This window comes from Streptomyces sp. NPDC051243, from assembly GCF_044455405.1.
Classification (GTDB): Bacteria; Actinomycetota; Actinomycetes; order Streptomycetales; family Streptomycetaceae; genus Streptomyces.
Window position 1 is genome coordinate 350,569 of the sequence record NZ_JBITES010000005.1, and the last position, 20,490, is coordinate 371,058.

Sequence of the window (20,490 nt, forward strand, 5' to 3'; positions counted from 1 at the left end):
ACTCCTCGCGTTCGTTCTTCAGCAGCAGTACGCGACGACGGCTGTCCAAAGCCACGCCCTTGACGGAGACGAGCCAGGTAGGGGGCGTGTACGCCATCGCTCTCCTCGGATTCCACGGAGGGCCGGTGGCGCTCGGAACGTACCACGCCACCCACAACCGAACAGTGATGCGCCGAGCTCAAGAGCCGTTCGCCGACGCGTTCGCGCACCACCGCATCGACCTCGCGGCACCCGGCGTGGAGGCGGCGATTGCGGCGCAATCGCGGGACGTGGGCCTGGTCCTTTTCGATGGCCTCACCTCGCGCAAGACCGTGCTCGCCTTCGCCGCTCGGATCATGAGCCTCATACCGCATCGCGACAGCGACTCGGACGGCCTCACCACCATTCGCGACACACGTCGGCACGCGCACCGAGCGGGCTTTGCTGGATTCGGTAACGGGGGGCTCGACCCGCACACCGAACGCTCCGGCACGCCCGAACCGCCCCGCCTGATGCTTCTCGTGTGCGGGCAGGCCGCGGTGACACGGGGAGAATCCCTGCTCACCGACGGGCAGGCCATCCACACTGACCTGTTCCTCGGTGGACGAGAGGCTGGGCTGGCACTGGCACAGCGTTCTTCGGAGCTGGAGACGGTCACACCACGCAGGTGTTCACCGTCCACCGCAGCCAGCGGGTTTCCATTCGACTGCGGCTCGATGGACGCGCACGCTGGAGCCCGATAGTTCAGCCCTATCTTCCACAGCTGAAGTCCGCGGCGGTACGCCATCAGATCCCCCTGGCCTTGACGCCCGGGCAGGGCTATCTGCTGGACAACGAACGTTGGCTCCACGCGCGCCGCGCCTTTACCGGCCATCGACTCTGCTGGCGTGCCCTTGGAACTCCCCGCTTTCCCATGGCGCGAGGATTCGCGCCTGCGCCGGAGGTTGTCCTCCCGCCCATTCTCTCGGAGGCGGGATGACGGCGGAACAAACCGTGGTAGCCCTCGCCGGAGCGTTCAAGACCGGCGCTCCCGATTTCCCGGTCGACTCAGACTCGGGCCAAGTGGCCACGCGTTGCTTCGAGGTTGTCTTCCTCCCGGCTGACTTCCGCGCCGGGCAGATGCGACGGATCACGTCGGCGCACCTTCGCCTCTGGGACCTTCTGGGGCTGTGTGACGCGGCCACGCTTGCCGTCTCGGAACTGCTGACCAACGCCGTAAGGCATGGCGAAGGGAATCCGGTCGGGCTCAGGGTGACGGGCTCCGACGAGGAACTGCGCATCGAGGTCACCGACGGAAGTCCCAGTCCGGCTCGGCTGCTGCTGCGCATAGCCCTCTCGTCTACGGGGCAGGCGGGTGTGCGGTATCCGTCGGCATCAACGCACCTCCGAGCCCGCGCCTCGTTGCTTGCACCCTGAGCGCGGCAACCGCAGTGCACCGGATCACGTCCCGATAAGGGCTCGCGAAACGTTGAGCCTTTTCCAACCTCACTTTGAGGCGTGGTGCAGGACGACGACCGCCTTCACGATGTCGGTGATGCGGTTGGTGCTGCAGCGGAGCTTGCGTAGGAGGCGCCAGCCCTTGAGGGTGGCCATGGCCTGCTCGCCGAGGCAGCGGATCTTGGCGTGGGTGGTGCTGTGCCGTCGCTTCCACCGCCTGAGCCGACGGCCCCGGAACGGTACCCGGACGGTTCCTCCGGCCACTTGATACGCCTTGTCCGGCCCAGCATTTGAGGCCCTGAGCAATTGTCAATAGTCGTGGATCACTCGGCTCTGGACATCGTGAAAGGCCTGGGTGGTCAGGCCGGCGTGTCGGGGCTGGCCGGCCAGGCTCAGTCGGGTCGGGGACTGTCCTTGGACTCCTCGCCGCCCGCATGGCGTTCCGTCGGCGGCCTGGAAAACCTGTTCCGGGCTGGTGTCTCCGTCACTAGAGTGCGGCCGTGGAGATCACCTACGAACGCTTCGAGTCCACCGACGCGGAAGAACTGGTCGGCTTCCTCTCGGGCGACACGTGGCCGTTCCACGGCTCGGATGTTGTTGACCAGGCCGAAGCCCGGCAGTGGATTGGAGAGGGTCGCTACGACGGCCGGGACAGCCGGGCGTTCTGGATCACGGTTGCCGGTGAGCGAGCCGGCCTTGTCCGGCTGATGGACCTGTGTGACGATACGCCGCTGTTCGATCTGCGGATCCGCTGCGAGCACCGAGGGCGGGGCCTCGGAGGACAGGCCCTGACCTGGCTCACCAGGTACGTGTTCACCGAGTTCCCCCAGGTCCAGCGGATCGAGGGCACCACTCGTCAGGACAACGTAGCGATGCGCCGCGCCTTTCAGAGGTGTGGTTACGCGAAGGAAGCGCATTATCGCGACGCGTGGCCGGCAGCCGACGGCAGGGTTCGTGACGCCGTCGGGTATGCGATTCTGCGACGTGACTGGCTCTCTGGCAGCACAACGGTTCCTGATTGGAACGACGAGCGCATCCTTGGATCAGGTGGCGTTTGATCAGGCTGCCGCGGTCTCTCCTCGCTCGCCCAGGACGCCGTTCTCGAACCTGGCGCCGGAGCGGACCAGGGCAACCAGATGGGCTCCGGTGATCGCGCGCCAGCGGTCCTGGGCGGCCTCGACCAGCTTGAACACCATCGCGAGGGCCGCGGCCGGGCTGCCGGCCCCGCGGGTGACCTTGGTCCGCGCACATCGAGGTGTAGCGGCCGCTGCAGGAAGTGGCCGAGCGGCCCGCGCCCGCACGGGCGGACGCGGACCACACAGCAGTCAAGCCGACCACACAGCCGTCAGTTCGACCTCCACCAAGCCGCGGAGGCGTCCCGCAGGGTGTTGGTGCCGCAGTGCACCTCGCCCATGCCCAGGTGGTAGGTGTACCAGTCGTCGATGTACGACACCTTCAGACCGGCTCGCGTGTACGCGGCGGTGACGGCCTGCGTGAAGATGTCCTTGCCTCCGATGACGGGGCCCCACTGGCGCGGGGCGAGAGAGCGGTCGCGGGCGAGCAGGACACCGTTGACGGCGCCGGGGACGTAGGCGCTCGTCCGGACGGCGGCCCGGCCGGCAAAGTCGCCGCGGCCCTGGTCGAGCCACTTCTGCTGGCCGTACTTGTCGAGTGTGTTCACGAGCGCCGGGTCCCCGCCCATGCGCGTCAGCCGCGGCACGGAAACGTCCTGGCCGGCGGACGCCGACATCTCGGCTTCCCGGGTGTACAGGCCCGGCACGCGCACGATCTCCCCGTCGGTGACACCGGTCTCGCGCTTGAGGATGTCGAGGTTGGCCTCGATGCGCTGGGCCGCCATGGTGTTGTCGGCCACGAAGTGCCGGGAGGCGAGGGCCTGGTCGATGGTCTCCTTCGGCGCCGGCTCGCCCCCGAAACCCGGGACGGAGAACATCTTGGTGCGGCCGTGGCCGTCACGCTGCGCGTCCCGCAGCAGCTTCAGCCCGGCCTGCGGGTCGGCGACCCCGATCCGCCAGCCGCGCGGGGTGTCGGCGGGCAGGAACTGCACGAACTCGTCGACGTGGCCGACGCCCAGCCACGAGGTGTCCAGCAGCAGCGGGTCCTGCAGGCCCTGGGACTTCAGCAGGGTGCGCATCGCCCGCGCCGGCTTGGAACCCGTGTCCTTGCGCTCGCCCATGATGACGCGGCCGGCCGGAAAGGAGCGTCCGCCGTGCGTGTAGGGCGGAATGGTCTCCAGGTTCCCCGTGGAGTTGAGCGTGCGCTCCTCCGAGTCGCGCACGCCGGAGACCTGCACCACCCCGACGTCGCGGCCGCGCAGCTTCTCGAACAGCTCCCGGCCCGCCTCGCGGTCGGGCTGGGCCGAGCGCAGCATCACCCGCATCGCCTGCCGCCGCCCGCCCGGGCCGGTCATGCTGACGTAGGCCGGCTCGACGAAGTCCTGCGCCCAGATGTCGCCGTACTTGTCGAAGGTCACGAGCGGCTCGGTGATCCCGGCCCGCCGCACCTCCGTCTCCAGGTTCCTGACGAACTGCCGGTAGGGCTGGTCGGCGGGGCTGTTTCCGGGCAGCTTGGTGACCATGACCTGCTGTGCCTTCTGCAGGTGGTGGTGGGTCAGGAGCGGGGCGACGCGCAGGGTGACCGTGTCGGACGTGGTCGTGCCCGCGGACGTCACGCTCAGCCGGATCACCGCCCGGCCGTCCCACTTCGCGGTGTCCCGGATGACGTCGGTGGCCTCGACGCCGAACTCCACGCCGGAGCGCAACTCGGCCGCCGACAGCCGGGTTTCGCCCGTGACCGGCACCCAGGCACCGGAGCGGTTGAGGAAGACCCGGGTGTACTTGGCCCCGGCCGTCACCGTCACGCTGCCCGTCGCCCCGGACGCCAGGCCCGGCATCGGCACCGAGCGGACCCGCGCGAGATCGGCGGCGTCCGCACGCCCGTTGACCTTCTTGTCCGAGGCGTCGTTGCAGGCGGCCAGCTTGGCGTCGGACAGTGGCCGGCCACCCGGGCCCCTGACCGGGCAGCGTTTGGTGTCGTCGTCGAGGTTGGGCAGGTAGACCGCTCCCCGGCCGACGGACCAGCCGTCCTCGCCGGCCGTGTCGGTGCCTCCGGTGACATCGACTCGGCCGTCGCGGTCGACGTCCGCGCGGAGGTCGGCGGTCGCGGTCGGCGGTGCCGCGAAGGCGGGGGACAGCGGGGTGACGAGCACGGAGCCCGCCGCGGTGACGGCGAGGATCACCTGTCTGGCAGAGGTCGTACGTATCCGCGTACGTGTGCGCACGGCACATCCCTTTCCGGTGGGGGGTGTTTCGCCGTGCAAGAGGAGGAACACGCGCTGTGCGTTCACTGCGGGGACGGGAGTTCATCCCTGGGTCTGACGGGACCTCCCGAGTGGCGGGGGCACACAGGGATCTCAGTTGTTCACCGACGCATGTTCTGCCCGGTTTCCTCGTCGCGTTCGCCGTGTTGTGGTCCCGGTTCCTCCGACGTTCCGTGACGTCAGAATGCTGAGTGCGTTGGCGGCCACGACGGCGCCGATGCCCGCCCACTCCGGCGCCGCCAGCTCCTGGCCCAGACCGACCAGGCCCACCAGGGCGGCGAGTACGGGGTTGACGCTCATGAACAGTCCGAAGGCCCGGGCCGGCACGTGCCGCAGGGTGAACAGGTCGGCGACGTACGGCACGGCCGAGGAGAGCACACCGGCGGCGACCGCGCAGGCGACGGCGCCGGCCGTCGGCGGATGCCGCAGGGCGACGACGACGCCGACCGGCAGGAACAACAGCGCCGACAGGCAGGACGCGGCCGCCGCGCCCTGCGCTCCGGGGATGCGACGGCCCACCGTGCGGTTGAGCAGGATGTACGACGCCCAGCAGACGGCGGCCAGCAGGCCCAGCGCCATCCCCGGGTGGTCGGCCGAGGGCTGAGGGCGCATCAGGGTGACGACTCCCGCCGCCGCGATCACCGCGCAGCAGACGTCCACGCGGCGGCGGGAGGTCGCCAGGGCGATGGTGAGCGGGCCGAGGAACTCCAGCGTCACCGCGAGGCCCAGGCCGACACGGTCGATCGCGGAGTACAGCGAGAGGTTCATGGTGCCGAACACGACCGCCAGCAGGACGACCGGCCACCACTGGCCCCACGTGAACGTACGCAGCCTCGGCCGGCCGACCGCCACCAGGACCGCGGCGGCGACGTACTGGCGCACGGCGACGACACCGACGGGACCGAGGACGGGGAAGGCGAGGGAGCCGATCGCGGCGCCCGTCTGGTTGGACAGACCGCTGCCGATCATGGTGGCCACACCGGCGAGACGTCCAGAGTGCGGCTCGGGGCCCGCGGGAGAGGCCACGGGGTCAGGCGCCGGAGCAGGCGCGGATGCGGGGCGGGTACGCATGCGCCCATCGTGGGACCGCGGCCTCCTTGCGGGAAATGCGTGGATGACCTCAGCTATACGCTTCAGTCATGGATGTGGAGCTGCGGCAGTTGCGCTGCCTCGTCGCGATCGTCGACGAGGGCACCTTCACCGACGCCGCGATCGCCCTCGGCGTCTCCCAGGCGGCCGTCTCCCGTTCCCTCGCCTCCCTCGAACGCGCCCTGGGCACAAGGCTGTTGCGGCGCACCTCCCGCGAGGTGACGCCGACCGGCACCGGACTTCGGGTGCTGGCGCACGCCCGGCGCGTACTCGGCGAGGTGGACGACCTGGTCCGGGAGGCCGCCGCCGGACACGACCGGCTGCGGATGGGCTACGCCTGGGCGGCGCTCGGCCGGCACACCCCGGCGTTCCAGCGTCGCTGGGCCGCCGCTCACCCGGGGACCGATCTGCAGCTCGTCCGCCTCAACTCGGCCACCGCTGGGCTCGCGGAGGGTGCCTGCGACCTGTCCGTCGTCCGGCGGCCGGTGGACGACCGGCGGTTCGACTCCGCCATCGTCGGGCTGGAACGGCGGCTGTGCGCGGTGGCCGCCGACGACCCGCTGGCCCGGCGCCGCGCGGTCCGGCTGGCCGACCTCGGCGGACGCACCCTCCTGATCGACCGCCGCACCGGGACCACGACCACCGAACTGTGGCCGCCCGACTCGCGCCCGGCGACCGAGGAGATCCACGACGTCGACGACTGGCTCACGGTGATCGCCACCGGCCGCTGCGTCGGCATGACCGCCGAGGCCACCGCCCACCAGTACCCGCGCCCCGGCGTCGTCTACCGGCCGGTGCGCGACGCCGAACCCATCGCTGTCAGGCTGGCCTGGTGGCGCGACGACCCGCATCCCGCGGCGCAGGCGGCGATCGAACTGCTCACCGCGCTGTACCGGGGAGACTGACACCCCCCGCCCCGGGGATGCGCGCGGGCCTGCGGTGGCGTGTCATGAGAGGTGTGGGGTGAGCCAGGGGTGCGGGTGGCGAGGCGCCCAGGGAAACGACGGGTGATGACACGGGGCGGGAAGGGCCCCATCCGCTTCTCGCGGATCCTGATTGCGCGGTGCACGGCCGTGAGCCGCTTCTCCGCGTCGTTCCGGGTCCTTCCCGTCACCTCAAGCACACCACGGGCGCGACGGATGCGCCAGAGCCGATCGGCGTCCTTGCGGCAGAAGGGGGGCGTCCGGAGGTGACAAGGCGGATCTGGCGGGTACCCATGAGCGGATCCCGCCGGGCGCGGGAGAGCCGTCGAGCGGAGGTGAGGAGGCCGTGCGATTCGCCTTCCGTGACTTCGGCGCACGCGGGCATCCCCTGGATGCCGTACGCGCACGGTACCGCCCCGCGCCCGGCCCGGTCGCCGTCCTGCCGCGGTCGGGGTGACCGATGGCCCGGCCCCGCAGCCCCGACACGTCCCGCGACGCGCTCGCCCCCGTCCTGCGGGATGCACACGCCGTCGTCTTCGACACCGACGGTGTGATCACCGACTCGGCCAGGGTGCACGCCGCCGCCTGGAAGGAGGCCTTCGACGCCTTCCTGCGCGCCCACCCGCCCGAGGACCCCGACCTTCGCCGCCCCTTCGACGAGCGCGACGACTATCTGCGCCACGTCGACGGCAAGTCCCGCCTCGACGGGGCGGCCGCCTTCCTCGCCGCCCGCGGCATCGACACGTCGGCGCAGACAGTACAGGCCGTCGCCGCGGACAAGGAGCGCCTCTTCACCCGGAGGCTGCGCGAGCACGGCGTCGACGCCTACCCGGGGACGGTGCGGCTGGTCAGGGCGCTGCGCGCCGCGGGCGTGCCGCGAGCCGCCGCCTCCGCGTCCCGGCACGCCGGTGAGCTGCTGGACCGGGCAGGGGTGCTCGACCTGTTCGACGCCCTGGTGGACGGCGGCGAGGCCGCCCGGCTGGGCCTTGCGGGCAAACCGGAGCCCGACCTGTTCCTGGAGGCGGTCCGCCGGCTCCAGGTCCCCGCCGGCCGGGCCGCCGTCGTCGAGGACGCCCTGGCCGGGGTCGAGGCGGGCCGGCGCGGCGGCTTCGCCCTGGTGATCGGTGTGGACCGGGCCGCCGGCGCGGACACCGGGGCGCGGCTGCTGCGGCACGGCGCCGACATCGTCGTACACGACCTCGGAGAACTCTGCGCGGGAGGAGCGCCGAAGTGACCGACGACCGGAGCCCGGAGGCCGAAGCGACGGGCTGGACCTGGGAGTACGAGGGGTATGTGCCCGCCGACGAACGCCTCCGCGAGTCGCTGTGCACCCTCGGCAACGGCTACTTCGCCACCCGGGGCGCGCTGCCCGAGTGCGCCGCGGACGATGTTCACTACCCGGGAACCTATGTGGCCGGCATCTACAACCGGCTCACCTCCGAGGTGGCCGGACGCCAGGTGGAGAACGAGGACATGGTCAACGTCCCCAACTGGCTGCCCCTGCGCTTCCGCCTCCCCGGGGGGAACTGGATCGTCCCCGACACCACGACCGTGCTCGAACACCGGCAGCTGCTGCGGCTGGCCGACGGGCTGCTGGAGCGCCTGACGCGATACGACCTCGGCGCAGGCCGGGCCTTGACCGTCCGTCAACTGCGGATGGTGCACATGGCGGACCCGCATCTGGCCGCCCTGCGCACCGAGTTCACCGCCGAGGGGTTCTCCGGCCCGCTCGAGGTGGAGGCGGCCCTGGACGGCTCGGTCACCAACTCCGGCGTGCAGCGCTACCGGGACCTCGACGGCCGCCATCTGACCCACGCCCACACCGGTACCGCCACTCCGGACACCGTCTGGCTGCGCTGCCGTACCCGCACCTCCGACACCCGGATCGGCATCGCGGCCCGGCTGACCGTCGAGGCGCCGATCACGACCCGCCATGAACGGCCGTATGTCTTCCAGCGGTTGACGCTCGACATGGTTGCCGGCCACACCGTCACCGTCGACAAGACAGTGGCCCTGCACACCTCCCGCGACCCGGCCATCAGCGACCCGCTGCACGCCGCCGTCGACCGGGTGGGCCGGGCCCCCGGCTTCGACGCGCTGGCCGACTCGCACCGCACCGCCTGGGGCCAGCTCTGGCGCCGCGCCGGACTCGACGTGCCCGGCGAGTCCGGCCGTATCCTGCGGCTGCACCTCTTCCACGTCCTGCAGACCCTCTCCCCGCACACCGCCGACCTCGACGTCGGCGTGCCGGCCAGGGGACTGCACGGCGAGGCCTACCGCGGCCATGTCTTCTGGGACGAACTGTTCGTCCTGCCCTACCTCAACCTCCACTTCCCGGAGGTCTCCCGCGCCCTGCTCCACTACCGCCACCGACGCCTCGAACAGGCCTGCACCACTGCCCTGGCGGCCGGCCGCAGGGGCGCGATGTACCCGTGGCAGAGCGGCAGCGACGGACGCGAGGAGACCCAGCAGCTCCATCTCAACCCGCGCTCGGGGCGCTGGCTGCCCGACCACTCCCGGCTCCAGCACCATGTCGGCTCGGCGATCGCGTACAACGTGTGGCAGTACTGCGAGGCGAGCGGCGACACGGAGTTCCTGCACACCAAGGGCGCCGAGATGCTGCTGCAGATCGCCCGCTTCTGGGCGGACAAGGCCGTCTACGACGCGAGCCTGGGCCGCCACCGCATCAAGGGCGTCGTCGGCCCCGACGAGTACCACGAGTCCTACCCGGACGCCGACGCGCCAGGCCTCGACGACAACGCGTACACGAACGTCACCGCGGCCTGGGTGCTCGCCCGCACCCTGGAGCTGCTCGACATCCTCCCCGAGCCCCGCCGCCGCGAACTGGTCGAGCGCACCGGCCTGGACGGGGGCGAACTCGAACGGTGGGACGAGGTCTCGCGCACGCTCCACGTCCCGCTCCACGGCGACGTCATCAGCCAGTTCGCGGGCTACGGCGACCTCGCCGAGCTCGACTGGCACGGCTACCGCGAGCGGTACGGCGACATCCGGCGCCTCGACCGGATTCTGGAGGCGGAGGGGGACACCGTCAACCGCTACCAGGCCTCCAAACAGGCCGACGTCCTGATGCTCGGCTACCTCTTCGCGCCGGCCGAACTGGGGGGCCTGTTCCGCAGGCTGGGAGTCCGCCTGGACGAGGACATGTGGCGGCGCACCGTGGACTACTACATGCACCGCACCAGCCACGGCTCCACCCTCAGCGGGCTGGTCCACGGCTGGGTGCTGGCCCGGTGCCGGCGCGAAGAAGCGTGGAAGTTCTGCCAGGAGGCACTCCAGGGCGACATCGCCGACGTGCAGGGCGGCACCACCGGCGAGGGCATCCACCTCGGTGCCATGGCCGGCACCCTCGACCTCGTCCAGCGCGGGCTGACCGGCCTGGAAACCCGCCGCGGCGCCCTGTGGCTCGACCCCGTCCCGCTGCCCGAGCTGTCCTCCTACGGGTTCGCCCTGCGCTACCAGGGCAACTGGGGCGTCCGGCTGCGCCTGGAACGCGGACTGCTGGAGGTCGCGGTCCCGTCGCACGACGTGTCACCGATCGACGTGCGGCTGCCGGGCCGCGAGGTGTCCCTGCAGCCGGGGGAGACGGGGCGGCTGGTCCTGCACGAGTGACCAGGTCTGTGCGGCAGGCGGTCGCCGGAGAGACGCTGGGAGACAACAGCCGGCGGCCCGGCAGAGGTGTGCGCAGGCCTCGGCTCCGGCGCGGGAGCGTCGTACGTCCCGCGGATCCGGTACGGAAAGGGGAGCGCGATGAACGGCCCGGTTGTCGTGGGGGTGGACGGTTCGCCGTCGAGTCTGGCGGCTGTGGAGGTCGCGGCGCGCGAGGCCGGGCTGCGCGGCGTGGGGCTGCGGCTGGTGCACGCCTTCGGCTGGCCGGCCGCGCACATACCGCACGGTGGGCGGCTGTGGGAACCGGGCGGTGCCGGGGTGCGCGAGCTGGTCGACGGCACCCTCGCCAAGGCCGAGCGGCGCGCCCACGAGACGGCGCCCGGTGTCGAGGTCATGCGCGAGATCGTCGTCGGTGAGCCGGTGGCCGTGCTGGAGATCGAGTCGCGCACGGCGTCCCTGGCGGTGGTCGGCAGCCGTGGCCTGAGCCGGTTCGGCGCGCTGCTGCTCGGCTCCACCGCGGGGCACCTGGCCGCGCACGCCGCCTGTCCGGTGCTGGTGGTGCGCGGCAGGCTGAATCCGGGCGGGCCGGTCGTGCTCGCCGTCGACGGCTCGCCCGCGGCCCGGGGGGCCGTCGAGTTCGCCTTCGCCCAGGCGGCCACGCACGGCACGCACGTCGTGGCGTTGCACGCCTGGAGCACCCGGACCGAGCGGGCCTACGACGCCCCGGCCGACCCGCCCTTCGTGACCTATGACGAGGAGCGGCTGCGCGACGAGGAGGAGCGGGTGCTCGCCGAGGCGCTGGGCGGGCTGCGCGAGCGTTACCCCGAGGTCGCCGTGGACCGCAGGCTGGTGCGCGGCCGGATCCGCCACACCCTCATCGAGGCCAGCGCCGACGCCGGGCTCGTCGTGGCCGGGGCGCGCGGCCGGGGCGGGTTCGCCGGGCTGCTCCTGGGCTCGGTCAGCCAGGCCCTGCTGCACCACGCGCACTGCCCGGTCGCCGTCGTCCGGTCCGGGCAGGAGTGAGCGCGGTGAGCCGCCCCCGCGCCGGGCTCAGAGGTCGGCCGCGTGGTCCGGGACGTAGTTCTGCAGATCGCGCGGCGGCCGCCGGTAGCCGGTCGACTCCGGCCGCTCGGGCAGGTCCAGGACAGGGGGGAGCACGTCCTTGTACGGCACGGAGTCCAGCAGATGGGCGATCATGTTCAGCCGGGCCCGGCGCTTGTCGTCGCTCTCGACGACGTACCACGGCGCCTCGGAGATGTCGGTGTGCACCATCATCTCGTCCTTGGCCCGCGAGTACTCCTCCCAGCGGGTGATCGACTCCAGGTCCATCGGGGACAGCTTCCAGCGCCGCAGCGGGTCCTCCAGGCGGCGCCGGAAGCGGTCCTGCTGCTCCTCGTCGCTCACCGAGAACCAGTACTTGCGCAGCAGGATCCCCTCCTCCACCAGCATCCGCTCGAAGATGGGGCACTGGCGCAGGAACAGCTGGTACTCCTCCTTGGTGCAGAAGCCCATGACGTGCTCGACACCGGCCCGGTTGTACCAGCTGCGGTCGAACAGCACGATCTCTCCGCCGGCCGGCAGATGCCCGATGTAGCGCTGGAAGTACCACTGGGTGCGCTCGCGCTCGGTCGGCTTGGGCAGCGCCGCGATCCGCGCCACCCGAGGATTGAGGTGCTCCGTGACCCGCTTGATGGTGCCGCCCTTGCCCGCCGCGTCCCGCCCCTCGAAGATCACGACCAGCCGGGCGCCCTCCGTCCGCACCCACTCCTGCAGCTTCACCAATTCCGTCTGCAGGCGCAGCAGTTCCTTCTCGTACGTCTTGCGCGGCAGCTTCTCCGCCTTGTCGCCGGCCATGAACAGCACGGTACTGACCCGCGCTGGGCGGCGCACCCCATGATGGGTTCATGGACGATGCCGATCCACACGTTCACGTCGAGCTGAGCGCGCCCCGTCACGACGCCCGCGTTCGCGACCTCCTGGCCGGCACGTTCGGCCTGGTCGGCGATCTGCCGGAGGACGTCGCCACCGGCTGCGGGCTGCGGGTGCCGTATGCGATGACCTCGCCGCGGCCCGAGAGCGTCACCTGCCTGGCCTGCCGCGAGCACGGCCACGCCCAGCACCTCCGCCTCGCCGAGCAGATCGAACGGCTGGGTGCCATGCCGGGCGCCGTCGTCACCGCGGCGGAGGCGGGCCGGGTCGCGGAGCACCACCGGGAGCTCGCGCGGAGGTTCGCCGAAGGCGGCTGAGGCGCACGGGTGAATGCCCCGGCGCCCAGGACTGACGCCACCGCAGCCGGGGTACCCAGCGCCGCATGGCGGTGGAGAGCAGGGCCGGGCGGCAGCAGGCGGCACCGCACCGGTCGCGCGCGGGCCTCGGCCGGGCGTTGGTGCGGTGGGCGACGACGACCGACCACAAGGTGATCGGCAACCTCTACCTGACGACCAGCTTCGGCTTCTTCCTCCTCGGCGGTGTCCTCGCGCTGCTGATGCGCGCCGAACTCGCCCGCCCCGGCCTGCAGTTGTTCAGCAACGACCAGTACAACCAGTTGTTCACCGTGCACGGCACGATCATGATGCTGCTGTTCGCGACCCCGCTGTTCGCCGGGTTCGCCAACGCCGTCATGCCACTCCAGATCGGCGCCCCGGACGTGGCGTTCCCGCGGCTGAACGCGCTGTCGTACTGGCTGTACCTGGGCGGCGGCCTGATGGTCGTGTCCGGCTTCCTCGTGCCCGGCGGAGCCGCGAGTTTCGGCTGGTTCGCCTACGCGCCCCTCAACAGTGCCGTGCGCAGCCCCGGCTCGGGCGGCGATCTGTGGACCATGGGACTGGTGTTGACCGGTGTGTCCACCACCCTCGGCGCGGTCAACTTCATCACCACGATCCTGTGCCTGCGCGCCCCCGGCATGACCATGTTCCGGATGCCGCTGTTCACCTGGAACGTGCTGTTCACCTCGATCCTCGTCCTGCCCGCGTTCCCCGTCCTCACCGCCGCCCTGCTGGCCCTGGAGGCGGACCGCAAGTTCGGGGCGCACATCTACGACTCGGCGAGCGGCGGCGCGCTGCTGTGGCAGCACCTGTTCTGGTTCTTCGGGCATCCCGAGGTGTACATCGTGGCGCTGCCGTTCTTCGGGATCATCTCCGAGATCATCCCGGTGTTCAGCCGCAAACCGCTCTTCAGCTACCTCGGCCTCATCGGTGCCACCATCGTCATCACCATGCTGTCCGCCGTGGTGTGGGCCCACCACATGTTCGCGACCGGTGCCGTGCTGCTGCCCTTCTTCTCCCTGATGTCGTTCCTCATCGCCGTGCCGACCGGCATCAAGTTCTTCGCCTGGATCGGCACCATGTGGAAGGGCTCACTGTCCTTCGAGACGCCGATGCTCTGGGCGATGGGGTTTCTCGTGACGTTCCTGCTCGGCGGCATGAGCGGCGTGCTCATCGCCTCACCGCCGCTGGACTTCCACCTCACGGACACGTACTTCATCGTCGCCCATCTGCACTACGTACTCTTCGGCACCGTCGTGTTCTCGATGTTCGGAGGCTTCTACTTCTGGTGGCCGAAGCTCACCGGCAGGCTGCTCGACGAACGCCTCGGCAAGATCCACTTCTGGACGCTCTTCGTCGGCTTCCAGACCACGTTCCTGGTCCAGCACTGGCTCGGTGAGCAGGGCATGCCACGCCGCTACGCCGACTACCTGGCCGTCGACGGTTTCACGGCCCTGAACACCATCAGCTCCATCGGCGCGTTCCTGCTCGGCCTGTCCACCCTGCCGTTCCTCTACAACGTCTGGCGCACCGCCCACCACGGCCGGCGGGTGGACCGAAGCGACCCCTGGGGCTACGGCCGCTCCCTCGAGTGGGCCACCACGTGCCCGCCCCCACGCCACAACTTCACGGCGATGCCCCGGATCCGCTCCGAGTCCCCGGCGTTCGAGCTGCACCACCCTGACATCGCCAAGGAGGGCTGATGCGGACCGAATCCCGTCTGTTCGTCGGCGTCGCGGCGTTCTTCCTCGTCACGGCCGTCGGCTACGGCTGGCGCTCCAGGGAACCCGCCGGCACCGCCGTCCTGATCGTCGCCTTCCTGATGGCCGCGCTCGTCGCGTTCTTCCTGCACATGCAGTACCGAAGGCGCGGCCTGCGCGCCCAGGACCGCCGGGATGCCGAGATCGCCGACACCGCGGGCCCCCTGGACTTCTTCTCACCGCACAGCCCCTGGCCGATCACGACCGCCGTGGGTGCCGTCCTGGCGGCGCTCGGCGTGGTCTACGGCCTGTGGCTCTTCCTGCTGGGCCTCGGTGTACTCGGCCACGGGGTGTTCGGGATGGTCTTCCAGCACGCGGGACGGGGCGCTCACGCGGGTCGGGACGTTCAGCGCTCCAACTCACCCGCGGACGGCTCCGGTTCCTCCTCGACGCGGTAGCCGTAGCCCTCCAGCACATGGCGCCGTTCCTCGTCGAGCGGCTCGTGGCTCTCCTCGTACCCGCCCGCGAGGGTCTGCCGCACCTCCCCGGTCTCCTCGCCCTGCGTCAGTCGCTCCTGGTCGGCCTCCTGCAACGCCACACAGACCCGCCTGGTGACCATGAACGCGAGCACCGGCAGCACCACGAAGGCGATCCGGAACACCCAGGTCAGCGCGTTCACGGAGATCTTGAAGGTGTCGGCGAGGATGTCGTTGCCGCCCGCGGCCAGCAGGACCGCGTAGCAGCTGAGCGCGGCGACACCGAGCCCCGTACGCACCGGGTTGTCGCGGGGCCGGTCGCACAGATGGTGCTCCGCCCGGTCGCCGGTCACCCGGCGCTCGACGAACGGGTACGCGTACAGCACCAGGAACAGGATCCCCGGCAGTACGACCGCGGGCAGCAGCACGTTCCACATCACCGTATGCCCCGCGACCGCCGTCTCCCAGGGCGGCACCAGGCGCAGCGAGCCCTCCAGGAAGCCGACGTACCAGTCCGGCTGCGAACCCGTCGACACGATGTCCGCGCGGTAGGGGCCGTACGCCCAGACCGGGTTGATCTGGGCCACCCCCGACAGCAGGGTCAGCACTCCGAACACCATGAAGAACAGGCCGCCCGAGGTGGCCGTGAACTGCGGGAACATGGGCTTGCCCACGGCGTTGCGGTTGGTGCGTCCGCGGCCCGCCCACTGCGTGTGCTTCAGATAGAAGACCAGGATCAGGTGTACGGCGATCAGCGCGAGCAGGAGTCCGGGGATCAGCAGGATGTGCAGGCTGTACAGCCGCGGGATCAGCTCCTCGCCGGGGAACTCGCCACCGAAGGCGAAGAAGCTGACGTACGTCCCGACGACGGGGATCGACAGCATGATGCCCTGGGCGATCCTCAGGCCCGTCCCCGACAGCAGGTCGTCCGGCAGCGAGTAGCCCGCGAAGCCTTCGGCCAGCGCCAGCATGAACAGGGTCACGCCGATCAGCCAGTTGACCTCGCGGGGCCGGCGGAACGCGCCCGTGAAGAAGATCCGCAGCAGGTGCAGTCCGATCGCGGCGAGGAACACCACAGCCGCCCAGTGGTGCAGTTGGCGGATCAGCAGGCCGCCGCGCACATCGAAGCTGATGTCCAGCGTCGACTCGTACGCCGACGACATGCGCATCCCTTGGAGCGGCGTGTAGGAGCCGTGGTACACGACCTCCGTCATCGACGGGTGGAAGAACAACGTGAGCCACACGCCCGTCAGCAGCAGGACGACGAAGCTGTAGAGGGCGATCTCACCCAGCAGGAAGGACCAGTGGTCGGGGAACGCCTTGCGCAGAAGGCCGCCGCCCTCGTACAGCGGCAGCCGCGCGTCGACGTAGTCCGCGGTGTGTTCGGTCGCACGTCGGGCCCGTGCGCCGGCCCGGGCCCTTCTCCTCCTCCACAGCACGGATCACGAGTGCCCTCGCCCCCGTGCCGGGAAACGGACAGTTACGTACGATCACTCTTCGGCTTGCCCCGCTGGTCCGGGGTGCCGTGCGGCGGCGGGCCGTGGGGCTCCGGCGAGGTCGCGGGGGACACCGGGGAGCCCGACCGGTGAGTGCCGCTCTCGGGGCGCAGGGCGCCCGGGTCGCCGGATGTCGGCTCGGCGCCGGCCTGGAGCTGCTCCAGACGGGTGCCCAGCAGCTCGGTCACCGGAAGGCGGTCGGCATGCGAGCGCTCGTAGGCCAGCAGCTCCTCCACCTCTCCGGCGGTCAGCGACCGTACGCGGCTCTCCAGCCCGCGGATCGGCAGGTGGTCGTAGTCGGGCAGTGGCAGGGTGTTGCGCGCGGGGTCGGCCATGGTTCTCACTTCCCTGTGTACGGCGGCCTCGGACGTTCGGACGGTGCGTGCGACGGCTTGCCGCCTGCTGCGCGGGCGGGCGTCAGGCGTGGCCCGGGCCCCCGCTTCCGAACGACCCGCTGCCACCCTCGGACCAGCGGCGCCGCCGCTTCGACGGGCTGGAGCGGGAGGGCACGTTGCCGTGGGCGGGCAGTTCGTGCGGGGTCAGCCGGCGGTCGCTTCTGGGCACCTCGGCGGGCTCCCGGTTCTCCCGGACCTCACGGACCGGGCCGTCCTTCGGCACATCTGGCTGTTCCTCGGGGCGCGGCGGAGGCGGTTCCCGGCGCCTGATCCGTGCGCCCAGCACGAAGGCGCCGATGAGCAGCGCCACTACGGCCAGGCCGACGACGATCAGTCCGATGCCGAGCGCGCCTTCCGCGGCGATGTCCGTCCATGCGATGTTCATGGCCCGCGAGTACCCCTGGCACCCCGCGTGAACCCGATCACCCCGACCGTGCCGCGCGGGTCTTCGACCGGTTCGCCTTGCGGATCGCGCCGAGCAGCTCGCCCTTGGACATGCGGGAGCGGCCCTCGATGTCGAGCTCACGTGCGATGTCGTAGAGGTGCTGCTTCGAGGCCTTCTCGTCGACGCCCTCGCCGCTGCGGCCGCCGATCTGCCGGGGCCGGGCCGACTGCGGGTCCGAGGGCCCCTTGCGGCCGCCCTCCTTGCGCTGCCAGTGGTCACCGACCTTCTCGTACATGTGCTTGAGCGCGCCGTACGCCACCCGGTGGGCCCGCTCGCCCTCGCCGTACTGCTCGACGGCCGAGTCGTGCGCCTTGATCCAGGTGCGCTGGGCGTCCTTCGAGGAGCGCTCCAGGGTCGACGGCAGCTCCTGTCGTCCGGGCATCGGGGACACCTCCGTCCGTCGTCGTTGCACGGGCCGAGTGCCCGGCACGCAGTGCCCGTAACCGGTCGGAGCCCTTGCGAGCACCGGGTTTGGGCACCCCCGGACCGGCTACCCGACCGATGTGACACAGACGACATCCCAGCAGCAGCTCGTCCAGTTCCTGGAGGACCGCTTCGCGTGCGCGCAGGCCTGCACCGAGTGCGCCCGGGCCTGTGCCGTGCGGGCGAGTCTGGTGGATCCGGACGGGACCGAGGAGCAGGAACTTCTGCGGCGCAAGGGCATCATGTGCGCCGAGGTGTGTGACGCGACCTGCCGGGTGCTGGCCGAGCAGAACCAGTTGGACGAGGCCGCCCTGCGCGTCCAGTTGGAGTGGGCCCGGACGGTGTGTCTGGAGGGCGCGCATGCCTTCGACCGGTACCCGGACGCCGAGGACGCGGCGCAGGCGTGCCGGGACTGCGCACGCGCGTGCACGGAGTTCATGGCCACGCTCGGCTGAACCCGCCAAACGACCCGCCCCTCGGATCCCGCCGCTCCACGCCGTTCGGCGCCTCGCCATTCCCAATTTCTGGAACACGTTCTACGGTGTGCGCCGTCAGGACCGGCCTTGGGAGCCTGGAGGCGCCGTGCATCTCGAATACACGCCCGAGCAGCAGCGGCTGCGCAGCGAACTGCGCGACTACTTCGCACAGTTGGCGCCGGACCTCGCCCACACCCGGTTCACCGATCCGGCCGCCCAGAAGCGCCACTACCGCAAGACCATCCGGCGGCTCGGCGCTGACGGCTGGCTCGGCGTGGGCTGGCCGAAGGAGTACGGCGGACGCGGGCTGACCGCGATGGAGCAGTTCATCTTCTTCGACGAGGCGGCCCAGGCGGGTGTCCCGCTGCCGCTGATGGCGCTCAACACCGTCGGCCCGACGATCATGCAGTACGGCACGGACGAGCAGAAGGCGTACTTCCTGCCGAGGATCCTCTCCGGCGAGATCGACTTCGCGATCGGCTACAGCGAACCCGACGCGGGCACGGACCTGGCCTCGCTCAGGACGCGCGCGACCCGGGACGGCGACGCATACGTCGTCAACGGCCAGAAGATCTGGACGACCAACGGTGACACGGCGGACTGGGTGTGGCTGGCCACCCGCACCGACCCGGACGCCCCGCCCCACAAGGGCATCACCATGCTCCTCGTCCCGACCACCGACCCCGGTTACTCCTGCACCCTCATCAACACCCTCGCCTCGCACGACACCACGGCCAGCTACTACGAGAACATCCGCGTCCCCGTCTCCCGCCGCGTCGGCGCCGAGAACCAGGGCTGGCGCCTGATCACCAACCAGCTCAACCACGAGCGGGTCACCCTCGCCGCCCACGGCACCATGGCCATCCGCGCCCTGCACGACGTCCAGCGCTGGGCCATGGAGACCAAGCTCGCCGACGGCCGCCGGGTGATCGACCTGCCCTGGGTGCGCCGCCGCCTCGCCCGGACCCACACCAGGCTGGACGCCCTCAAGCTCCTGAACTGGAAGATGGTGAGCGCCGTGCAGGACGGCACGCTCACCCCGCAGGACGCCTCCGCGGTCAAGGTCTACGGCTCCGAGGCGCGCCGGGACGCCTACGCCTGGCTGATGGAGATCGTCGCCGCGCCGGGAGCGCTCAAGGAGGGCTCGGCGGGAGCGGTGCTGCACGGTGAGCTGGAGCGCGGCTACCGGTCGGCCGTGATCTTCACCTTCGGCGGCGGCAACAACGAGATCCAGCGGGAGATCATCTCCTGGATCGGTCTGGGGATGCCGAGGGTGCGGCGCTGACCGGAGGGCATGGCCACAGGACGGGCTCAGCGGCGGGCATGGTGAAGAATCGTCCGTCGTCGGCCGGGTCCCGTGCCTCATGGAAGCGGAACAGCAGCTCGTCGCCGCACTCCCCGAGCACCTCGATCTTGCCCCGGGCGTGCGAGGCGACGTAGCGGAAGCGCCGGGCCAGGCCGTTCAGACTCGGCCGGGTCCGCTCCAGCAGGCGGAGCGTGTCCTGGACGGAGACCAGGAACGACTCGTCGCCGTGCACGGGACGGCACTGAAACAGGTAGTACGGTGCGACGCCCGCGGCCGTCAGCCCGTTGAGGAGCCGCGCCAGTTCGGCCGGATCGTCGTTGACTCCGCGCAGCACGGGCGTCTGGTTGATCACCGACACCCCGCGGGCCAGCAACTGCCCGACCTTGTCGAGAGCCGGCGGCGTCAGCTCCCGGCTGTGATTGAAGTGCGCGACCACGACGACGCGGCGACCGGTGCGCTGCACCGCGTCGAACGACCCGAACAGCTCAGCGGAGAGACGGTCCGGGTCGAAGGCCGGCACTTTCGTCCCGATCCGGACGGTCCGTACGTGCGGCACGGTGCACAGTGCCTCGAAGACCCGGTCCAGCCGGGCCGGTGACAGCATCAGGGGGTCGCCGCCGGTCAGCAGGACGTTGTCGATCTCCTCGTGGCGCTGTATGTAGTCCACACCCCGGGCGACGTCCAGCCGGGTCTCCGGGCCGTCGCCCGCCGTGATGTGGTGCGCGTCGTCGGTGGCGAGGGTGAATCGCTTGCGGAAGCAGAACCGGCAGTAGGCGGCGCAGACCCCCGTCAGGAGCAGGAGCGCCGTCCGCGGGTACTTGTGCTGCAGGCCGGGCACCTGGGTGTTGGCCGCCTCGTCACTCGCGTCGTAGGAGAAGTCGCCGCCCAGCTCGCCCGCATCCGGCAGGACCAGCCTGCGCAGCGGATCCGCGGGGTCGCCCCAGTCGACGAGCGAGGCGTAGTAGGGGGAGACCCGGAACTCGAACTCTGCCAACACCGGCCGCAGCGCGGCCAGTTCGGCACGTGGCAGCCCCGCGATCTCCCCCGGGTCGCGGATCACTTGCGCGGGCAAGGTCCTGCGGCGGTCGTTGTCGTCCATGTCCCCCCTCGGGCCCGG

The 20,490-nt window shown here is 70.9% G+C and carries 21 protein-coding genes and 1 pseudogene; 12 read left to right on the forward strand and 10 right to left on the reverse strand.

Annotation, left to right across the window (positions count from 1 at the left end; translation table 11 throughout):
• Positions 1 to 125 precede the first annotated feature (125 nt).
• Positions 126 to 722 (forward strand): TauD/TfdA family dioxygenase, encoded by a 597-nt coding sequence (locus ACIBAG_RS15425; protein WP_399105086.1) that lies wholly within the window; start codon positions 126 to 128, stop codon positions 720 to 722.
• A gap of 232 nt (positions 723 to 954) precedes the next feature.
• A complete protein-coding gene (locus ACIBAG_RS15430; RefSeq protein ID WP_399105088.1) occupies positions 955 to 1,395 on the forward strand; it encodes an ATP-binding protein in 441 nt (146 codons plus the stop codon).
• Between the two features lie 69 nt (positions 1,396 to 1,464).
• Here ACIBAG_RS15430 and ACIBAG_RS15435 read toward each other — a convergent pair.
• Positions 1,465 to 1,714: pseudogene (locus ACIBAG_RS15435) on the reverse strand (transposase family protein); the annotation flags it as partial.
• A 202-nt stretch (positions 1,715 to 1,916) separates the two neighbouring features.
• On the opposite strand from ACIBAG_RS15435, the gene ACIBAG_RS15440 reads away from it, so the two are divergent.
• Positions 1,917 to 2,474, forward strand: a complete 558-nt coding sequence (locus ACIBAG_RS15440; RefSeq protein WP_399105090.1) for a GNAT family N-acetyltransferase — start codon at positions 1,917 to 1,919, stop codon at positions 2,472 to 2,474.
• On the opposite strand, the gene ACIBAG_RS15445 is transcribed toward ACIBAG_RS15440, so the two are convergent.
• From ACIBAG_RS15445 to ACIBAG_RS15455, 3 genes are all read right to left on the reverse strand, one after another.
• The gene (locus ACIBAG_RS15445) at positions 2,475 to 2,612 is read right to left on the reverse strand and encodes a hypothetical protein (RefSeq protein WP_399105092.1); all 138 of its coding nucleotides are present in this window, start codon (positions 2,610 to 2,612) and stop codon (positions 2,475 to 2,477) included. It abuts the gene before it with no gap.
• Between the two features lie 149 nt (positions 2,613 to 2,761).
• A complete protein-coding gene (locus tag ACIBAG_RS15450; RefSeq protein ID WP_399105094.1) occupies positions 2,762 to 4,714 on the reverse strand; it encodes a protein-arginine deiminase domain-containing protein in 1,953 nt (650 codons plus the stop codon).
• 132 nt (positions 4,715 to 4,846) lie between these two features.
• Positions 4,847 to 5,731: an EamA family transporter gene (locus ACIBAG_RS15455; RefSeq protein ID WP_399105096.1), complete on the reverse strand. Its 885-nt coding sequence runs from the start codon at positions 5,729 to 5,731 to the stop codon at positions 4,847 to 4,849.
• 161 nt (positions 5,732 to 5,892) lie between these two features.
• On the opposite strand from ACIBAG_RS15455, the gene ACIBAG_RS15460 reads away from it, so the two are divergent.
• The 4 genes from ACIBAG_RS15460 (at position 5,893) to ACIBAG_RS15475 (ending at position 11,415) form a co-directional block, all read left to right on the forward strand.
• Positions 5,893 to 6,747 (forward strand): LysR family transcriptional regulator, encoded by an 855-nt coding sequence (locus ACIBAG_RS15460; protein ID WP_399105098.1) that lies wholly within the window; start codon positions 5,893 to 5,895, stop codon positions 6,745 to 6,747.
• A gap of 478 nt (positions 6,748 to 7,225) precedes the next feature.
• Positions 7,226 to 7,999: an HAD family hydrolase gene (locus ACIBAG_RS15465; RefSeq protein ID WP_399105101.1), complete on the forward strand. Its 774-nt coding sequence runs from the start codon at positions 7,226 to 7,228 to the stop codon at positions 7,997 to 7,999.
• Positions 7,996 to 10,395: a glycoside hydrolase family 65 protein gene (locus ACIBAG_RS15470; RefSeq protein WP_399105103.1), complete on the forward strand. Its 2,400-nt coding sequence runs from the start codon at positions 7,996 to 7,998 to the stop codon at positions 10,393 to 10,395. The genes ACIBAG_RS15465 and ACIBAG_RS15470 overlap by 4 nt, the downstream gene beginning before the upstream one ends.
• Before the next feature lie 138 nt (positions 10,396 to 10,533).
• Positions 10,534 to 11,415, forward strand: a complete 882-nt coding sequence (locus ACIBAG_RS15475; RefSeq protein WP_399105105.1) for a universal stress protein — start codon at positions 10,534 to 10,536, stop codon at positions 11,413 to 11,415.
• A gap of 27 nt (positions 11,416 to 11,442) precedes the next feature.
• On the opposite strand, the gene ppk2 is transcribed toward ACIBAG_RS15475, so the two are convergent.
• Positions 11,443 to 12,246: a polyphosphate kinase 2 gene (gene ppk2 / locus ACIBAG_RS15480; RefSeq protein WP_399105106.1), complete on the reverse strand. Its 804-nt coding sequence runs from the start codon at positions 12,244 to 12,246 to the stop codon at positions 11,443 to 11,445.
• Between the two features lie 50 nt (positions 12,247 to 12,296).
• On the opposite strand from ppk2, the gene ACIBAG_RS15485 reads away from it, so the two are divergent.
• The 3 genes from ACIBAG_RS15485 to ACIBAG_RS15495 all read left to right on the forward strand — a co-directional run bounded on the left by ACIBAG_RS15485 (position 12,297) and on the right by ACIBAG_RS15495 (position 14,814).
• On the forward strand, positions 12,297 to 12,638 hold the full coding sequence (locus tag ACIBAG_RS15485) for a hypothetical protein (protein ID WP_399105108.1): 342 nt from the start codon (positions 12,297 to 12,299) through the stop codon (positions 12,636 to 12,638).
• Positions 12,639 to 12,703: 65 nt separating this feature from the next.
• A complete protein-coding gene (gene ctaD, locus ACIBAG_RS15490; protein ID WP_399105110.1) occupies positions 12,704 to 14,359 on the forward strand; it encodes a cytochrome c oxidase subunit I in 1,656 nt (551 codons plus the stop codon).
• The gene (locus tag ACIBAG_RS15495; RefSeq protein ID WP_399105112.1) at positions 14,359 to 14,814 is read left to right on the forward strand and encodes a cytochrome c oxidase subunit 4; all 456 of its coding nucleotides are present in this window, start codon (positions 14,359 to 14,361) and stop codon (positions 14,812 to 14,814) included. Before ctaD ends, ACIBAG_RS15495 begins: the two co-directional genes overlap by 1 nt.
• Here ACIBAG_RS15495 and ACIBAG_RS15500 read toward each other — a convergent pair.
• From ACIBAG_RS15500 to ACIBAG_RS15515, 4 genes are all read right to left on the reverse strand, one after another.
• Positions 14,763 to 16,271: a cytochrome bc complex cytochrome b subunit gene (locus ACIBAG_RS15500; RefSeq protein WP_399105114.1), complete on the reverse strand. Its 1,509-nt coding sequence runs from the start codon at positions 16,269 to 16,271 to the stop codon at positions 14,763 to 14,765. The genes ACIBAG_RS15495 and ACIBAG_RS15500 overlap by 52 nt on opposite strands.
• A 41-nt stretch (positions 16,272 to 16,312) precedes the next feature.
• Complete coding sequence (locus ACIBAG_RS15505) at positions 16,313 to 16,663, reverse strand: hypothetical protein (protein WP_399105116.1); 351 nt, start codon at positions 16,661 to 16,663, stop codon at positions 16,313 to 16,315.
• 82 nt (positions 16,664 to 16,745) lie between these two features.
• Positions 16,746 to 17,108, reverse strand: a complete 363-nt coding sequence (locus tag ACIBAG_RS15510; RefSeq protein ID WP_399105118.1) for a DUF6479 family protein — start codon at positions 17,106 to 17,108, stop codon at positions 16,746 to 16,748.
• A gap of 37 nt (positions 17,109 to 17,145) precedes the next feature.
• The gene (locus ACIBAG_RS15515; RefSeq protein ID WP_399105120.1) at positions 17,146 to 17,550 is read right to left on the reverse strand and encodes a ChaB family protein; all 405 of its coding nucleotides are present in this window, start codon (positions 17,548 to 17,550) and stop codon (positions 17,146 to 17,148) included.
• Between the two features lie 121 nt (positions 17,551 to 17,671).
• Between ACIBAG_RS15515 and ACIBAG_RS15520 the strand changes: the two genes are divergently transcribed.
• Positions 17,672 to 18,046, forward strand: a complete 375-nt coding sequence (locus ACIBAG_RS15520) for a ferredoxin (protein ID WP_399105122.1) — start codon at positions 17,672 to 17,674, stop codon at positions 18,044 to 18,046.
• A gap of 127 nt (positions 18,047 to 18,173) precedes the next feature.
• Positions 18,174 to 19,352 carry an acyl-CoA dehydrogenase family protein gene (locus ACIBAG_RS15525; RefSeq protein ID WP_399105124.1) on the forward strand — a complete coding sequence of 393 codons (1,179 nt, stop codon included), beginning with the start codon at positions 18,174 to 18,176 and terminating at the stop codon, positions 19,350 to 19,352.
• On the opposite strand, the gene ACIBAG_RS15530 is transcribed toward ACIBAG_RS15525, so the two are convergent.
• The gene (locus tag ACIBAG_RS15530) at positions 19,309 to 20,472 is read right to left on the reverse strand and encodes a KamA family radical SAM protein (RefSeq protein ID WP_399105126.1); all 1,164 of its coding nucleotides are present in this window, start codon (positions 20,470 to 20,472) and stop codon (positions 19,309 to 19,311) included. The two genes, ACIBAG_RS15525 and ACIBAG_RS15530, sit on opposite strands and share 44 nt — an antisense overlap.
• Positions 20,473 to 20,490: the final 18 nt, after the last annotated feature.